The organism is Flavobacterium pallidum, from assembly GCF_003097535.1.
Classification (GTDB): Bacteria; Bacteroidota; Bacteroidia; order Flavobacteriales; family Flavobacteriaceae; genus Flavobacterium; species Flavobacterium pallidum.
Window position 1 is genome coordinate 143,335 of record NZ_CP029187.1, and the last position, 16,576, is coordinate 159,910.

Sequence of the window (16,576 nt, forward strand, 5' to 3'; positions counted from 1 at the left end):
GCGTGCATTTTATGATTTTGATAACATTTTTTAAAACTAACTTTACGCAATTAATTTAAAAAAATTGCTTTATGAAAAGAATTACGCTTGTTTTATTAGGCTGCTTATTTTCAGGTGGTGTGTTTGCACAGTTCACTGAAGATTTTGATGCAGACACTACGCTCCCGGCCGGATGGTCAGTAATACAGGGAGGCGATGCTGCCAATACATGGCAGGTAACCGATATGATGGATTATATCGGGTTGGACGCGCACTCGGGAACGAATGCTGCTATTATCGAATATGATACAGATGAGGCACATGATGATTACCTGGTAACGCCGGCAATTACGGTTACTGCGGGTCTTAATGACTACTTCTCGTTTTGGGGCCGCAGCCTCGATCCCGGATATCCAGAAATGGTTGACGTATTGTTATCTACAACTGGCGCGAATGCTGCCGATTTTATGGTAACGCTACAGGCAAACGTGGCACCTCCTGGTGGAGAAGATTACTACAAATTCTCTTATGACCTGAGCGATTATGTAGGACAAACGGTATATATCGCCTTTCATTCGACTACAACCAATGAATTTATTTTTGAGGTGGATGACGTGGTTAGCACTGCGTTGCCAAGCTGCCTTGAGCCAACTGCAATGACGGCTTCAAACATTACTGATACGTCGGCAGATGTGAGCTGGGCTTCAGCAGGAAATAATTTCGAGATTGAATACGGCCCTGAAGGGTTTATACAGGGAACCGGCATTATGGCTACGTCGACCACGCCTTCAGTGTCATTGTCTAACCTTGACCAGAATACGGTATATGATGTTTACGTAAGGCAGAATTGCGGTGCCAATGGTTTCAGTGAATATGCCTTGTTTTCATTCATGACAATAGAAACTCCTGCGGTTAATGATGAGTGCAGCGGGGCAGTGGAATTGTTCCCTGGAGTTGATTTTGATGGCGGTGTGCTGGATTCAACCAATCTTGGTGCTACTTCCTCCAGTGATCTTCCAAGCTGCCAGGCTTCTGCGACAAGGGACGTTTGGTTCAAGGTAGTTGTGCCTGCGGATGGAAACCTGACACTAGAAACGGCGCTCGCCACAGATTCTGAAAACGACGATACAGTGATGATTGCTTATACGGGAACCTGTGGAAACCTTACAGAAATCGATTGTAATGACGACAATACCGCGGATAACAGCCTTTTCTCGAAACTGGAACTCACAGGGCTTACGGCGGGTGAAACAATTTATGTTGCGGTTTGGCAGTACGACAGCGATTTCTTCGGAAGTACTCCGGGTGCTTTCAGGATGTCGGCTTATAATACGCCTTTGGCTGTAGGGAATCAGGATGTGAATGCCTTTAAATATTACCCAAATCCGGTGAAGGACAAACTAAACCTGTCTTATGACCAGAGCATCACCAGTGTGGCTGTTACGAATATGTTCGGGCAGCAGGTTTTGGCTAAAAACATCAATGCATCTGCAACGGAACTTGATTTGTCTGCGCTTGCACAAGGCACTTATGTGGTGAAAGTGAATACTGCTGACGCTGTGAAAGTGGTGAAGGTGGTGAAACAATAAATAAATTCTCCTTAAGATAGTAAGGCCGTCCGTTTGGGCGGCCTTTTTTTGTGATTGAGATGGGGACAGCTGAAATTCTTAGGCTCTGAGATCGGAATGCGTTACATTTTGCGGTTGTGTAAATTTGTCAGTAGAACAAATTAATTTTTGTGTGTTTTTACACAAAGCTCCTGAATAGTGGAATGTGCAGGCAATGTAAATTAACTAAGCAGAAGTATGCAGTTTCAAAAAAAAGCCCCGCTTCCGCAGGGCTTTTCATATAGTAGGTCTAAAATCTATCTTTGCTCAAAAGGCTTGAAATCACGTAAAGGATGTCCGGTGTAGATTTGCCTTGGCCTTCCGATCGGTTCCTTGTTTTCGCGCATTTCCTTCCATTGTGCAATCCAGCCCGGAAGCCTTCCGATAGCAAACAATACGGTGAACATATCGGTTGGGATGCCTAAGGCACGGTAGATGATCCCGGAGTAGAAATCGACGTTCGGGTATAATTTCCTGGATACGAAATAGTCATCTACAAGTGCTGATTCTTCCAGTTTCTTGGCGATCTGCAACACCGGGTCGTTTACGCCTAAAGTAGCCAGAACCTCATCGGCGGCCTTCTTGATGATCTTCGCCCTTGGATCGAAATTTTTGTACACCCTGTGTCCAAAGCCCATCAGACGGAACGGATCATCCTTGTCTTTAGCTTTTGCCAGGTATTTATCGGCATCGCCACCGTTCTTCTGGATTTCTTCGAGCATTTCCAGAACCGCCTGGTTAGCACCTCCGTGCAATGGACCCCAAAGTGCGGAAACCCCGGCTGAAATCGATGCGAATAAACCGGCGTGGGATGACCCTACCATCCTTACGGTTGATGTGGAACAGTTCTGCTCGTGGTCGGCGTGGAGGATGAACAATTTATCCAAAGCATCGACCACGGTTGGATTAATGCTATACGGGCCCGTAGGCAATTCGAACATCAATCGCATGAAGTTCTCTACATAGCCTTTGGTATTGTCATAATAGTTTAGCGGGTATCCAGAAGATTTACGGAATGTCCATGTAGCCAAAACGAGGAATTTACCCATGGTCTTTACGATGGCTTCATACATTTCAGCCTCATTTTCAACATTGACCACTTTTGGGTTGAAGGCAGTCAATGCGCTCGTTAGTGATGACAATACACCCATAGGATGGGCATTTTTAGGGAAACCGTCAATGATGTTTTTCATCTCTTCATTCACGAGCGAATACTTGCGGATGTCGGTCTCGAATTGCTCCAATTGCGCCCTGGTTGGCAATTCCCCGAAAATCACAAGGTAAGAGACTTCAAGAAAGCTGGCTTTGTCTGCCAGATCCTCAATAGCATAGCCCCTGTAACGCAGGATGCCTTCTTCTCCGTCAAGGAAAGTGATGTCGCTTTTGCAGGAACCTGAATTTTTATAACCCGGATCCATTGTAATGGCACCGGTTAAATCACGAAGTTTGTTAATGTCGATGGCGACTTCATTTTCGCTTCCGACGATGACCGGAAATTCGAATTTCTGGCCGTCCAATTCTAATATAGCTGTTTTTGACATGGTAGTTTGATAATAAAATCCGTTTCAAAATAAAAAGTTAACAAACTTAAGTAATTTCGGATTAATTAAAAAGAGAATATTGCAATCAAATCGTTAATTATATTATAAATACTTCAAATCGCGGCCTTGATTTTTGCCATAAAAAAAACCCGCAGCAATACACCACGGGTCTCTCAATAAACAACCATTTAAACTAAACTAAAACTATTTCTTTATAACCTTTTCCGTCTTTATTCCCTGTGCCGTCGTAACACGCGCATAGTAGACTCCGGCAGCGTAACCTGACATATCGATACCTGCTTTGTTGCCGGAATTCTTTTTCACCAAAAGCAGCCTGCCGTGTGCATCAAAAAACTCGACTGAACTGATGTTACTGATGGCATCCACATAAATCATACCTGATGTCGGATTAGGGTAAATATTCAGGGAATCGTCTTTGATGGTATCTCCACTGCTGAGTACATCGAAAAGCGTTTGGACAATATCCGTATTTACAGGGAAATTGTAATCGAAAAATATCCCGGCCTGTCCGGTTACAGTAGTCCCTTGCGGAAGTGTCGGATTGGTCCTTATCTTCAATAGTATGTTGCCATGGCCACCTGTTCCAAGCTCGATATTTTTGAAGATCAGCTCCAGGATGTTGTTGCTCAGCCTGGCATCAAGCGGCGCCGAGGAGTTTAATATCTGCAATGACGACAAATCAAATTTAGCAGCATCGAAGATTTGCCTCACCACCACATTTACAGCCGAAGCCGAGCCTATATTTTCAAAATTGATGATATAATGCAGGTATTTCCCTACTTCTGTTGGGGCTACAAGATCGCCTTCAAGACATTCAATCTCATTAGGATCCAGCGAATTCACCACGGTTTGCGTATACGAAAAAGTATTATTCGCAGGGATGTCATCAGCAGCTGGCGTAATATTTACACTAAAATCGAGATGATCACCATCATTGACTGCTGGTGTATCTGTGGGGGCATTGAGGTGCATGGTCACTTCGATATACCTGTTTTCAAACGGAAGCAGGTTGGCATAATTAAAGAACAAATGATCTGCCCCCTGAGCATCCGGAGCGGGAGCCGCGTTAAGGAAATTCAATACGCTGTCTTCAAACATCAGATCGATGGTGCCTGAAAGCGTCTGGTTGCCATTATTTTTAAAAGCGATGATGTATTTGGCATCAAAACCTGGCCTTGCCGCATTGATTGGGGCAACAACCACTTCAACCTCAGGATGGACTCCGTTCGGGGAGATACAGAAATCCTTCACTGAGGTCAGGTTATTTGCTCCCGGGAAAGAGACCGCTGCTGTAGCCGGACTGACATTAAAAAATGACGGGTTCTCAAAGTTGGGCGCTACGGTGAAATTGCCCCCTGCGGTAAAGAATTTATACACCGAATCTGAATTGGTAAACGCAGCATACTGGTTGCTTCCCTGTGTCAGTTTCATTTTTGCCAACGGAAATTCCGGGTCCGAGTCGTCACAGCCATTGGCATCCAAATCATTGGTAAGTTTCCCTGTAATGGTATTGTAATTACCACCCGGGGTGAACGTGCAATAATTTCCGGCATAAGGATAAATGGCAAAATGCGGCATGCTGCTATTATTCTGGATAAAATCGATGGCAGCCTGGAAAGCGGGTATTTCATTCGGGTCTGCACAAATGTACCGGAGGTTAGGGTTATCGGTTGCCGTCATCGAGACAAAATTCGCCGGGGATTCCGTATGACCGTTTTTCAGGATCAATATTTCCAAAAACGCATCCTTTACCAACAAGCTGGTGATGTTGGCGATTTTCGACAGATTAAGCGTTGTGAAATGATTGTTCTCGATGTCCAATGTACCAAGCGCCGGGCTTCCCGTAAAATCGACATCAGTCAGTTGCGGATTGTCGAGGCATTCCAGGGAAGTGGCTGCAGGACAGGCATTGATGCTTATAAGCGGCAATACGGCGTTTGAATTGATATGCACATTGGTCATCACCGGCATGTTTGAAATCTGTAGCGACGCAAGCTGCGGATTTGAAGTAATACCCCACAATGTCTCGAGGTGCTGCAAACCGCTTAAGCTTATCTGCGTAACGGCGGTATTGGCAATCGACAATGACTTGATATTCACAAAGGCCTCAATACCCTGAAGGTCAAGGATGCCGGCACCGGTAACCGTCAGCAGGAAAGCAGATGCCGCTTCAGTTGCCTGTACTTCCCCATCGTTGTCGAGATCGGCATCGGTGTCGTATGTACCGTCGTTGTTACTGTCGATGCAGTTAGCGGTAAGGAGGTAGTTCTTGAAACCTGGGTCTGGGATATCTACAATCTGTGCCTGCGCTATCCCTGCCGTCAGCAATAAGAGTAAGTAGATTTTTTTCATTAGTTTATTGTTTTTGGTTGTAAATTCTTGTTTTAGTTTTTAATAAATTTTTTGGGGTTTACATTTATGCCGAAATACGAACATAATAATTTCTATCTGAATACTTTGAGATATCAAATCTTAATTTTTATAAATCCATTTAAGTAAAGTTATCCATCCACAATGTTTTTCATAACCCCAAATGAGCAAAAAGCCGTTTTGAATTAGAATTACATCGACTTCAGGATTTCCTGAAGCCTGTCTTTTTTTCGTTGCGATATCGGCAGGTTGCTGTTGTCTGACATAACAATGTATCCGCCGTCTTTCTTGATATACGATTTCAGGTAAGCCAGGTTGATCAGGTGCGACTGGTGGATCCTTTCAAATCCATGCTCTCCCAGCAATTCCTCGTATTCCTTGAGTGTCTTTGAAATCAGTACCGGCTTGTTGTTCCTGAGGTAAAACCGTGTGTAATTGTCTTCGCTCTCACAGCGGATGATGTCGCTGACTTCAAACAGGTGTATGCCTTCCGCGGTGGACAGGGCAATCCTTTTAAAATTATCCACTTTCTTGCGGATGTTTTCGAGCAACAAATCGATATGGGCATAATTGTCATTCTTGTCCAGCACCTTTATAATCTTATCAATGACCTTCTGCAATTCTTCCGGATCGACCGGTTTTAGCAGGAAGTCCAAGGCACTGAAGCGGAATGCCTTCACAGCGTATTGCTCATGCGCAGTAATGAAAACGATGTGTGAAGACGATTTGCCGTTTTTCAACGCCATTTGTTCCAGGATGTCGAAACCGGTGCCGTCATTAAGCTGTATGTCCAGGAACACCACCTGAGGCCTGAGCCTGTCCATGGCTTCCACGCCGTGCTGCACGCTATCGGCCTCGCCTATGATCGTAATTTCCGGGGCATACATCGCCAGCAGGCCTTTCATGCCGTTCCTTAAATTGATGTCGTCGTCTATGAGTAAAGCTGTTATCATTATTTTGAAAGGTATTGTAAAGGCAGTCTTAGTGTGACTTTAGTGCCTTTGATGGAATTTCCGTCTTTTAGTTCCTCAATCTGCAGCCGGGCTTTCACCGAAGTGGAATCTTCAATCATCTGCAAACGCTTTTTCGTAATATCAATCGCCATGGATTTGTGTACCGATACTGATCCTTCCTTCATGCGCTGCGATTGATAAATCCCGACACCGTTGTCGATAATGGTACATACCAGATGCTTCTCCTCAACAACAAATGCGATGGCGAGATGCCCTTTTTCCTTAATCGGGATTAATCCGTGGATGATGGCATTTTCTGCAAAAGGCTGCAACAGCAACGGTGGGATTGCCATGTCATCTTCAATAGCAGGATTTTTATGGATGTTGAAGGTAAACTTCTGGTTGAAACGCAATTGCTCGAGTTCGAGGTAATTCTGCAGGCTTTCAATTTCCTTATCAATCGGAATCAGGGGCTCTTTCGAATATTCAAGCGTAAGACGCATCAGTTTCGAAAATTTAGCCAGGTATTTAATCGCCGAATCCGTGCCATTCTGTACGATGAAACTCGAAATCGACCCCAGGCAGTTGAATACAAAATGCGGGTTCATCTGTAAATGGAGCGCCTTTTGCTCATACTCTGCAAGCTCCTTTTGCAGTGTCAGTGTCTTTTTGAGGTTGATGCGGCTGTAAATCAACAAAGCGATCCCACCGAGCAAGAGTACGAACAACACCACAAAAAATGTCTGCATAGTATGTCTTTTAGAGGCTTCGGCAAAAAGCAATTCTTTTTTTTCCATTTCCTTTTTCTGCAGCGCTTCCCTTTTATCGAACTCAAAATTCATCTCGGCTTCCACACTTTTGCGGATGCTTTCATGATTATTCAGGCTGTCTTTCGCCGCATCGAAAAGCCTCATGTGCTGCAGGGCCTTTTTCGTATCGTTCAGCGCGGCATAACTGTCGCTTAACAATTTCTGCGACGCGGTGACCTGTTCCAGCACCGCCGTTTCTTTTGCCAGTCCCAAAGCCTGGTTGGCATATAGTATCGCTTTAGGGAACTGCTTTTGGTCAAAATAAAACTGCCCGAGGTACAATTGCGTATCGGCGAGCCCAAAACGGTCGTCAATGTTCCTGAAGGCGGCAGTCGCCAAATCCCAGTTTATGATGGCATTTGCTGCATCGGACTGGGATTTATAATACAGCCCGAGGTTGTTGTACAATTCGCCCAGTCCCCTGGCATCGCCATGTTTTTCGAGGAATGCTTTGGCTTTGGAATAAAACTGGAATGCCTTGGCCATGTCTTTCTGCCTGGCGTAGCAATTCCCGATATTGGTCAACGTAATGCCCTGGTTCGGATCTTTCGTTTGCTGTTGTTTTTTCCAGGATTTAATGAAATAGTCCAGCGCCTTGAAATCCTGCTTCTGGGCCTGGTAAATAATCCCGATGTTATTGTAGATCCGCGCACAACGCCGGATGTCGTTCAGTTGCTCATAAATGCTTACTGCCTTGAGGTCGAACTGCAGCGCCTTTGCATAACTGCTTTGCTCAGAAAAAACGACGCCCATGCTGCCATACGCGCGGGCAAGGCCTTTGCGGACTTCCTCTTTTTTATTGCCGGCGTTGAGTTCACTTTCAAAGATGAATTGTGCCTCAGCAAACAAACGAAGCGCCTCGCGGTAATTCCCGGAAATGATATCAGCAATCCCAAGGTTGACTTTCGCATTGGCTTCTTCTGCCTTATAACGGATGCTGACAGCCAATTGCAGGGCTTTACGGGCATACGCCGAGAGTTGTTTTGGGTCGATGGTCTTATACTCATCTGCCACCTGGTTCAGCAATCTTGCCCTGTCGATATCATTTTTAGCACGCTCCAATTCCTTCTTCAGGCTATCAACGGCACTTTGCTGGGCAAAAGTCATCGACATCCCGAAAAAGAGGCATACTAAGATTAATTTCATTTTCATACAAAGGGCAACTTGGCAAACAAAAGTAACATTTCCAGTAAGTAACGAAACAGTAAATTAGAATTTAGTGGTTTTGAAAGAGAATTTGCAAAACCACCTCAAAGCCGTTCACGTTACTTTTTAATGATTTTTTGTATCACAAAACCGTTTTGGGTATGCGCTTTTACCAAATATACTCCGGAAGGAACTTCGGCAAGGCTCACGAAATCATTTGCCGAAACGCTTTGCAAAAGTCTTCCCTGTAAATCGAAAACTTCTATTTTACGTATGACTTCACTCGATTTTACATGGAGGACTGAAAGGACCGGATTCGGGTAAAAAGAAATATTATGATCCGGATTAAGGCTTTCCATACCCAAAGTATCAAAAGCCGTCATCGCCACATTTGTCGCTACAGGGAAATTGTAGTCAAAATAAATATCCGCTTTTTGTGACACCGAATTTCCGGCAACCAGCGTGTTTTTGGTCTTGATTTTAAAAGTGACATTCCCGTGTTCCGAAGCACCGAGGTTGATGCCTTCAAAAATGAATTCGACTTTGTCATTTGTGATCCGCGGTGTCACCGGATGGGAGGCATTCAGCAACTGCAATGTCGAAATATCAAATTTCGTCAAATCGATCATATCCCTTACCACGATATTTTCTGCGGCAGCGGTACCGGTATTTTCAAAGTTGATGTTGTAATGCAGGTACTTCCCGATTTCTGTTGGGTTAACATGTTCGCCTTCAAGGCAGGTGATGTCGTTCGGGTCATACGAGCCGATGACGGTTTGCCTGAACGAAAACGTGTTGTCATTTGGCGTTATATCACCCGAAACAGGATTGGCCTGAGCAGAAAAACTGAGTTGGTCACCTATGTTTACCGATGGCGTTTCCTGTGGCGAATTTACATTCAGCCTGACTTCGACACTTCTCGATTCAAATGGATACAGATTGCTGAAATTCCACGACAGACTTCCGGCAGTTTGTGCATCGGGGGCTGTGGAGGCATTCACAAAATCAAGTTCGTTATCCTGGTAGGTAAAATCTATATTTCCTGATAAGGGCTGGTTTCCTTTGTTTTTGTAAATGATTTTATAGGTTGCATCAAAACCGGGACGGGCGGGTGATAATGGAACAATTATTGTTTCGAGGTCATTTTGGATGCCGTTTGCCGTGATGCAGAAATCCTGAGTCGTCACGTTATTATTATTGGTGCCGAATACAATGGTAGCCAATGGCGGTGTAATAGTAAACAGCGAGGCATTTTCCATCGCCAGGCCGACGTTAAACATACCGGTTTGCCCGAAATAATTGAAATTACCATCAGGTGTAGTGAAAACCGAATGATTGTTATTTCCACTCGTCAGATTGAGTTTGACATATGGCTGGTCAGGATCTGTGTTATCACAACCATTATTATCTGCATCAAAAGTGACATTACCGGTAATGGTGTTGTAATTACCGCCGGGAGTGAAAATGCAATATGGGCTAAATACAGCATTGGGAGGCGACGAACCACCAATTAAATCAGACTCATCAATGCAGACATACTCGAGATTAAAATCTCCAATAAATGACAGGTAATCTGAATTTCCATTTTTCGCAAAAAAGGTTTCAAGATATGGGTTTGAATCGATGTCTATCGAACAAAATGAGCTAATACGAATTGCGCCGCTTAAATCTACCGTCTGGAAATTATTGCCATTAAGATATACGGTATATATTCTGGTTCCCTGAAAATTAATAGAAGTCAGGTTATTATGGTTAGCATTTAAATCCCGCACATATAGACCAGACACGTCCAGATTTACAAGCTGGTTGTTGTCTAGCCGGAGGTGATTATACTGCGTATTCGGATTTAGCGAAATGGAGGCAAGATTATTATGACTTGCGTCAACACCTTGGATGGGGCTGTTCGATAAGTCCAGCGATGTCAGGTGGTTGTAACTTAAGGCAATATCGGTGGAAACATTTGTCCCGGTTACATCTAAGGTTGTCAATGCATTATGACTGAAGTCAAGCATTATCAGATTCCCCATATCTGAGGCATCAACGGATGTTAATTGATTATATCGCGCAAGCAGGTACCCCCCATCACTACTCACCCAACCTGCAAGATTTAACGAAGTCAGCTGGTTATTGCTAACGTCAAAGTTATACAAATGAATAAGTCCTGAGGTATCCAGGCTCGTAAGTGCACAGTTTGAAGCGCGGCAATTTGCAAGTGATGTACACCCCGATAAGTTTAACGATGTCATGGCTGCATTATGACCACAGTTCAATTCCCCAAGATGCGTGAGACCGGAAACATCCAATGCTGTGAGATTCAAATTATAACAGGTAAGACTGGTCAGGTTTACAAATGATTGTATTCCTTCCAAACTGGAAATATTTAAATCTACCATGCCAAGGCTGGTTACCGCTTCTGCTTCAGAAACCTGTATGTCGCCATCTGAATTCAAATCAATCCCTTTGTTAATCAAATCTGCTTTAAAGTTAGCATCCGGGATATCCACAACCTGCGCCTGGGAAACGGCTGAAAGGAAAAGGAAAGAGAGTAATAGTTTCTTCATATAAATTGCTTTTGGTTTAAATCAAAGGCTTTCAACCTTTTTGATTTGAATCAAAAATAATGATTTCCTATATTACTACTGCCGCGCAATTAGAATTTGAAGGATTTGGAAAAGAATTTGCATTAAAAAACCCGCTCAATGGCGGGTCTTATATAAATCACAAAACGGTCTATTTCACCTTAAAAGCTTTCTTTCCGGGAAAGTACGCCGTTTCTGCCAATTCCTCTTCAATACGCAACAACTGGTTGTACTTCGCCATACGGTCCGAACGCGATGCTGATCCGGTCTTGATCTGTCCGCAGTTTAAAGCTACAGCAAGGTCAGCAATCGTATTGTCTTCAGTTTCTCCGGAGCGGTGGGACATTACCGAAGTATAGCCGGCATTTTTCGCCATGTTCACCGCTGCAATGGTTTCCGTTAAAGTACCAATCTGGTTTACTTTGATCAAAATCGAATTGGCGATGCCTTTATCAATTCCTGTGGAAAGCCTTTCCACATTGGTTACAAATAAATCGTCCCCGACCAATTGTACCTTATCCCCTATTTTGTCGGTTAAGTATTTCCAGCCGTCCCAGTCGTCTTCATACATCCCGTCTTCAATGGAAATGATCGGATATTTTGATGCCAGTTCCGCAAGGTAATCCGCCTGCTCTTCCGAAGAACGGATTTTACCGGTCTCCCCTTCAAATTTTGAATAATCGTACTTTCCGTTCACATAAAATTCTGAAGCCGCGCAGTCAAGGGCAATCATCACTTCATCTCCAAATTTATACCCGGCATTTTCAACCGCTTTACGGATGGTATCCAAAGCATCTTCAGTTCCGCCCGCAAGGTTCGGCGCAAAACCCCCTTCATCGCCTACTGCCGTAGACAGGCCACGATCGTGCAATACTTTCTTCAAATGATGGAAAATCTCCGTTCCAATCTGCAATGCCTGCGAAAAAGATTCGGCTTTTACCGGCATAATCATAAATTCCTGGAATGCGATCGGTGCATCCGAGTGCGAGCCTCCGTTGATGATGTTCATCATCGGCACCGGGAGCGTGTTGGCTGAAACACCACCGACATATCGGTATAAAGGCAGGCCCAGCTCATTCGCAGCGGCTTTCGCAGAAGCCAGAGAAACACCGAGGATGGCATTGGCACCCAGGTTGGATTTATTAGATGTGGCATCGAGTTCGATCATCATCTGATCGATCTTATTTTGCTCAAAAACAGAAGTCCCCACCAATTCCCTTGCAATAATGGAATTGACATTGCTTACCGCTTTCAGTACACCTTTGCCCATATAGGCTTTTCCCCCGTCGCGAAGCTCTACCGCCTCGTGTTCGCCGGTTGAAGCGCCAGAAGGTACTGCAGCGCGGCCCAAAACGCCGTTTTCGGTAATCACATCAACTTCAATGGTTGGATTCCCGCGGGAATCGAAAATCTGCCTTGCATGGATTTTGATAATAATGCTCATGTTTTGATTATTTGTTATTGTTCTTATCAAATTTTTCCGAATTTACGGAATTACCCGCACCCGAAAAAGTACATTTTTATAAAGTTATAAACTCAAACGTTTTAGTTTATATAATGTTTTTTATTTTTATGGCAACCCCTGCGGGCCGGGCTGTCCGCTACATCTTTTTTGACTCCGCTGCGCTCTGTCAAAAAAGGATACCGCTCCCATCCCTGTTGCAGATTTGTCATACAAATTGAGTACTTCCGTATCAATTCCCGATAATAAAAAACCTGCCGTAATACAGCAGGTTTGGTATCTATTTTTGCATCCGTTGGATAAACTCATCAAATAAATAAGAGGAATCATGCGGACCCGGACTCGCTTCGGGATGGTACTGCACCGAAAAGCAGTTCTTCGACTTCATCTTCATTCCGGCTACCGTATTATCGTTGATGTGAACCTGTACGATCTCAATATCCGGATGCGCTTCCACCTCTTCGCGGTTTACGGCAAATCCATGGTTTTGGGATGAAATTTCCCCTTTGCCGGTAATCAGGTTTTTCACAGGATGGTTGATGCCGCGGTGACCACCAAACATCTTAAAGGTTGAAATGCCATTGGCCAGACCTATGATCTGGTGTCCGAGACAAATACCGAATAACGGCTTGTCGTTGGCAAGGATTTCCTTTGCCACTCCGATTACGCCCTCCAATGGCTCCGGATCGCCGGGGCCGTTCGAAAGAAAATACCCGTCCGGATTAAAAGCAGCCATCTCTTCGTATGTGGCGTTATACGGGAATACTTTAATGTAGCAATCCCTTTTGGCAAAATTGCGCAGGATATTGGTTTTGATGCCTAAATCCAAAGCGGCGATACGGTAAGTGGCGTTTTCGTCCCCATAGAAATAAGGTTCTGTAACGGACACTTTCGAGGCCAGTTCGAGGCCTTTCATATCAGGGACGTCGGTAAGCAGTTTTTTCAAATCTTCGACGGAAGTGTAATCGGTGCAGATGACGGCATTTTGCGCGCCATTGTCGCGGATGTATGCGGTCAAAGCCCTGGTATCGACATCAGAGATACCGATTAGATTTTGGTCTTTAAAATAATCTTCAAGACTTCCTGATGCATCATCACGGGAATAATTGTAACTGAAGTTGCGGCAAACGAGGCCGGCAATTTTAATGGTATCGGATTCCACTTCTTTGTCATTAACACCATAATTCCCTATGTGTGCGTTTGTAGTGACCATGATCTGCCCGAAGTAAGACGGATCGGTAAAGATTTCCTGGTAGCCGGTCATTCCGGTGTTGAAGCAGAGTTCCCCGAAGCTCTTTCCTGAAACGCCGATGGATTTCCCGTGGAAGATGGTGCCGTCGCTCAGGAGTAAGATGGCTTTTTGTCGTGTGGTGTATTTCATTCGTCGTAGTTGTTTTTTTTCAATGTTCTCATGCTAAAGTCATTATTAGTGATGAGAATTGAGTATTGAGTAGTTAGATATTATGTTGTGTGCACAAATTTAATTCAAATGAGAATGAACTGAAAATTTAGTTATGAAAACCGAATGTTCATAATTCCACTTGCGCCTAGCCCCGATGGTAGCGGTATCCTTTTTCTTTTTTCTTTAAAAAGAAAAAGATATAGCGGACAGCGGGAAAAAGCTCCTGATTAAAAACCAAAAAAAAAGGACAAACTATTAAAAGTTTATCCTTTGATTTTATGGGAAGCTGATAATCATTATTCAGCATCTTCTTTTTTCTCTTCGTCAGTCGAAGCATCAGCCTCAGGAGCAGGTTCTGTTTCCGCTGCAGGAGCTTCAGTTTCAGCCTCAGCAACTGGAGTTTCCACTTCAGCTTCAGCAGCGGGTGTTTCAACTTCCGCAACCGGAGTCTCTTCAACCGCAGGTGCCTCAGCAACCGGAGCAGTCTCCTCAACTTGTGGAGTTTCTACTTCAGGAGTTTCAACAACTGCTTCTGGAGCTTCCACTACAGGAGGTTCAGCAACCGGAGCCGCTTTTGGAGCAGCAGCAGTTGTAGTGGCACCTTTCGCTTTGCTACGACGGCTTCTTCCTTTTTTCTCTTCTTTCTTGCCTCCGTTGTAAAGCTCGTTGAAGTCTACCAATTCGATCATGGCCATATCAGCGTTGTCACCAAGACGGTTACCTACTTTAATGATACGGGTATAACCTCCCGGACGGTCACCTACTTTAGCAGCTACGTCGCGGAACAAATCCGTTACGGCATACTTGCTTCTAAGGTAAGCGAAAACGATACGACGGTTGTGTGTAGTATCTTCTTTCGATTTTGTAATCAGCGGCTCAACGAATTGTTTAAGTGCTTTTGCTTTAGCAACAGTGGTGTTAATACGTTTGTGCTCGATTAATGAGCAAGCCATATTAGCCAACATAGCTTTTCTATGTCCTGTCTGTCTGCTTAAGTGGTTGAATTTTTTTCCGTGTCTCATGACGTGTTTTTTAAACCTTCATCTTGCTACTATCCTTTTTGGAGAGCAAAATATGAAGAAAATTTATTCTTTATCTAATTTGTATTTTGCCAGGTCCATTCCGAAGGTAAGATTCTTTACAGCCACAAGTTCATCAAGTTCTGTTAAAGATTTCTTTCCGAAGTTACGGAATTTCATCAGGTCATTTTTGTTGAAAGATACCAGATCTCCAAGCGTTTCCACTTCGGCTGCTTTAAGGCAGTTCAAAGCCCTTACGGAAAGATCCATATCCACAAGCTTGGTTTTAAGCAACTGACGCATATGCAATGATTCTTCATCGTAAGATTCTGTTTGTGCAATTTCATCTGCTTCAAGAGTGATTCTTTCATCAGAGAAAAGCATAAAGTGGTGGATCAGCACTTTTGCAGCTTCTGTAAGCGCATCTTTCGGGCTGATGGATCCGTCCGTTTTGATTTCGAAAACCAATTTCTCGTAATCTGTTTTTTGTTCTACACGGAAGTTCTCGATTGCATACTTTACATTTTTTACCGGAGTAAAAATAGAGTCAGTAAAAATAGTTCCGATAGCCACATTCTGTTTTTTGTTCTCTTCTGCCGGCACATAACCACGACCTTTTTCAATGGTAAGCTCGATGTTCAGGCTTACTTTGCTGTCAAGGTTGCAGATGACCAGTTCCGGGTTCAACACCTGGAATCCTGAGATATACTTTTGGAAATCACCTGCAGTAAGCTGGCTTTTTCCTGAAACAGAAATTGTAACCGATTCGTTATCGACATCCTCGATCTGGCGTTTGAAACGTACCTGCTTTAAATTCAGGATGATTTCAGTAACGTCTTCAACAACTCCGGAAATAGTAGAAAACTCGTGGTCTACACCTTCTATTCGTACAGAGGTGATTGCGTATCCTTCCAAAGCGGATAGCAGGACCCTTCTAAGAGCGTTCCCCACGGTCAATCCGTAACCTGGTTCTAAAGGGCGAAATTCGAATTTCCCTTCAAAATCGGTTGAATCGATCATGATCACTTTATCGGGCTTCTGAAAATTAAATATTGCCATAATTTCGATTAAGTCAATTATTATTTGTTGTACAATTCGACGATCAGTTGTTCTTTGATGTTTTCAGGAATCTGCAATCTTGCAGGCACTGATACGAAAACACCTTCTTTAGTATCGTTATTCCAGGTAATCCACTCATATACACGAGAAGAATTAGCTAATGAACGCTCGATGGATTCTAATGATTTTGATTTTTCACGAACAGCCACTTTATCGCCTGGTTTCAGGTGGTAAGAAGGAATGTTCACATTCTCTCCATTAACAGTGATGTGCCTGTGTGAAACGATTTGACGGGCACCCCTTCTTGAAGAAGATATTCCCATTCTGTAAACTACGTTGTCCAATCTCGCTTCGCAAAGCTGGATCAGTACTTCACCTGTTACACCACGTGCTGCAGATGCTTTTTCAAAAAGGCCCCTGAATTGTTTTTCAAGAATTCCGTAGGTGTACTTCGCTTTTTGCTTTTCCATCAACTGAATTGCATATTCAGATTTTTTACCTCTTTTTTTCGCCATTCCGTGTTGTCCCGGCGGGTAGTTTCTTTTTTCGAAGGCTTTGTCTTCTCCGAAAATAGCTTCGCCGAATTTACGGGCGATTTTGGTTTTTGGACCAGTATATCTTGCCATTTT

General features: G+C 43.9%; 10 protein-coding genes and 1 pseudogene. 1 reads left to right on the plus strand and 10 read right to left on the minus strand.

All coding sequences use genetic code 11. The features are described 5' to 3' along the window. Window positions 1-71 precede the first annotated feature (71 nt). Window positions 72-1,568 (plus strand): T9SS-dependent choice-of-anchor J family protein, encoded by a 1,497-nt coding sequence (locus HYN49_RS00450; protein WP_108902289.1) that lies wholly within the window; start codon window positions 72-74, stop codon window positions 1,566-1,568. 275 nt (window positions 1,569-1,843) lie between these two features. Here the strand turns inward: HYN49_RS00450 and HYN49_RS00455 are convergent, their stop codons facing one another. The 10 genes and pseudogenes from HYN49_RS00455 to rpsD all read right to left on the minus strand — a co-directional run bounded on the left by HYN49_RS00455 (window position 1,844) and on the right by rpsD (window position 16,573). Beyond that, a complete protein-coding gene (locus tag HYN49_RS00455) occupies window positions 1,844-3,127 on the minus strand; it encodes a citrate synthase (protein WP_108902290.1) in 1,284 nt (427 codons plus the stop codon). 204 nt (window positions 3,128-3,331) lie between these two features. Further along, window positions 3,332-5,500: a T9SS type A sorting domain-containing protein gene (locus tag HYN49_RS00460; protein ID WP_108902291.1), complete on the minus strand. Its 2,169-nt coding sequence runs from the start codon at window positions 5,498-5,500 to the stop codon at window positions 3,332-3,334. A 209-nt stretch (window positions 5,501-5,709) separates the two neighbouring features. Then, on the minus strand, window positions 5,710-6,471 hold the full coding sequence (locus HYN49_RS00465) for a LytR/AlgR family response regulator transcription factor (protein WP_108902292.1): 762 nt from the start codon (window positions 6,469-6,471) through the stop codon (window positions 5,710-5,712). Further along, on the minus strand, window positions 6,471-8,426 hold the full coding sequence (locus HYN49_RS00470) for a tetratricopeptide repeat-containing sensor histidine kinase (protein WP_181368984.1): 1,956 nt from the start codon (window positions 8,424-8,426) through the stop codon (window positions 6,471-6,473). The genes HYN49_RS00465 and HYN49_RS00470 overlap by 1 nt, the downstream gene beginning before the upstream one ends. A 119-nt stretch (window positions 8,427-8,545) precedes the next feature. Next, window positions 8,546-10,987 (minus strand): DUF7619 domain-containing protein, encoded by a 2,442-nt coding sequence (locus tag HYN49_RS00475; protein ID WP_108902294.1) that lies wholly within the window; start codon window positions 10,985-10,987, stop codon window positions 8,546-8,548. A 169-nt stretch (window positions 10,988-11,156) separates the two neighbouring features. Further along, on the minus strand, window positions 11,157-12,449 hold the full coding sequence (eno, locus tag HYN49_RS00480) for a phosphopyruvate hydratase (protein ID WP_108902295.1): 1,293 nt from the start codon (window positions 12,447-12,449) through the stop codon (window positions 11,157-11,159). Window positions 12,450-12,747: 298 nt separating this feature from the next. Further along, window positions 12,748-13,848: a glutamine-hydrolyzing carbamoyl-phosphate synthase small subunit gene (carA, locus tag HYN49_RS00485; protein WP_108902296.1), complete on the minus strand. Its 1,101-nt coding sequence runs from the start codon at window positions 13,846-13,848 to the stop codon at window positions 12,748-12,750. Window positions 13,849-14,399: 551 nt separating this feature from the next. After that, a pseudogene (gene rplQ, locus HYN49_RS00490) lies at window positions 14,400-14,891 on the minus strand (50S ribosomal protein L17); the annotation flags it as partial. A 63-nt stretch (window positions 14,892-14,954) separates the two neighbouring features. Continuing rightward, on the minus strand, window positions 14,955-15,947 hold the full coding sequence (locus HYN49_RS00495) for a DNA-directed RNA polymerase subunit alpha (protein WP_108902297.1): 993 nt from the start codon (window positions 15,945-15,947) through the stop codon (window positions 14,955-14,957). A 20-nt stretch (window positions 15,948-15,967) separates the two neighbouring features. Then, entirely contained in the window at window positions 15,968-16,573 is a 606-nt protein-coding gene (gene rpsD, locus HYN49_RS00500; RefSeq protein ID WP_108902298.1) for a 30S ribosomal protein S4, read from the minus strand. Window positions 16,574-16,576 lie beyond the last annotated feature (3 nt).

Bases quoted from the DNA above. Each gene is read 5' to 3' on its own strand.
- HYN49_RS00450 (WP_108902289.1), top strand. From the start codon at position 72: ATGAAAAGAATTACGCTTGTTTTATTAGGCTGCTTATTTTCAGGTGGT.
- HYN49_RS00455 (WP_108902290.1), bottom strand. From the start codon at position 3,127: ATGTCAAAAACAGCTATATTAGAATTGGACGGCCAGAAATTCGAATTT.
- HYN49_RS00460 (WP_108902291.1), bottom strand. From the start codon at position 5,500: ATGAAAAAAATCTACTTACTCTTATTGCTGACGGCAGGGATAGCGCAG.
- HYN49_RS00465 (WP_108902292.1), bottom strand. From the start codon at position 6,471: ATGATAACAGCTTTACTCATAGACGACGACATCAATTTAAGGAACGGC.
- HYN49_RS00470 (WP_181368984.1), bottom strand. From the start codon at position 8,426: ATGAAATTAATCTTAGTATGCCTCTTTTTCGGGATGTCGATGACTTTT.
- HYN49_RS00475 (WP_108902294.1), bottom strand. From the start codon at position 10,987: ATGAAGAAACTATTACTCTCTTTCCTTTTCCTTTCAGCCGTTTCCCAG.
- eno (WP_108902295.1), bottom strand. From the start codon at position 12,449: ATGAGCATTATTATCAAAATCCATGCAAGGCAGATTTTCGATTCCCGC.
- carA (WP_108902296.1), bottom strand. From the start codon at position 13,848: ATGAAATACACCACACGACAAAAAGCCATCTTACTCCTGAGCGACGGC.
- HYN49_RS00495 (WP_108902297.1), bottom strand. From the start codon at position 15,947: ATGGCAATATTTAATTTTCAGAAGCCCGATAAAGTGATCATGATCGAT.
- rpsD (WP_108902298.1), bottom strand. From the start codon at position 16,573: ATGGCAAGATATACTGGTCCAAAAACCAAAATCGCCCGTAAATTCGGC.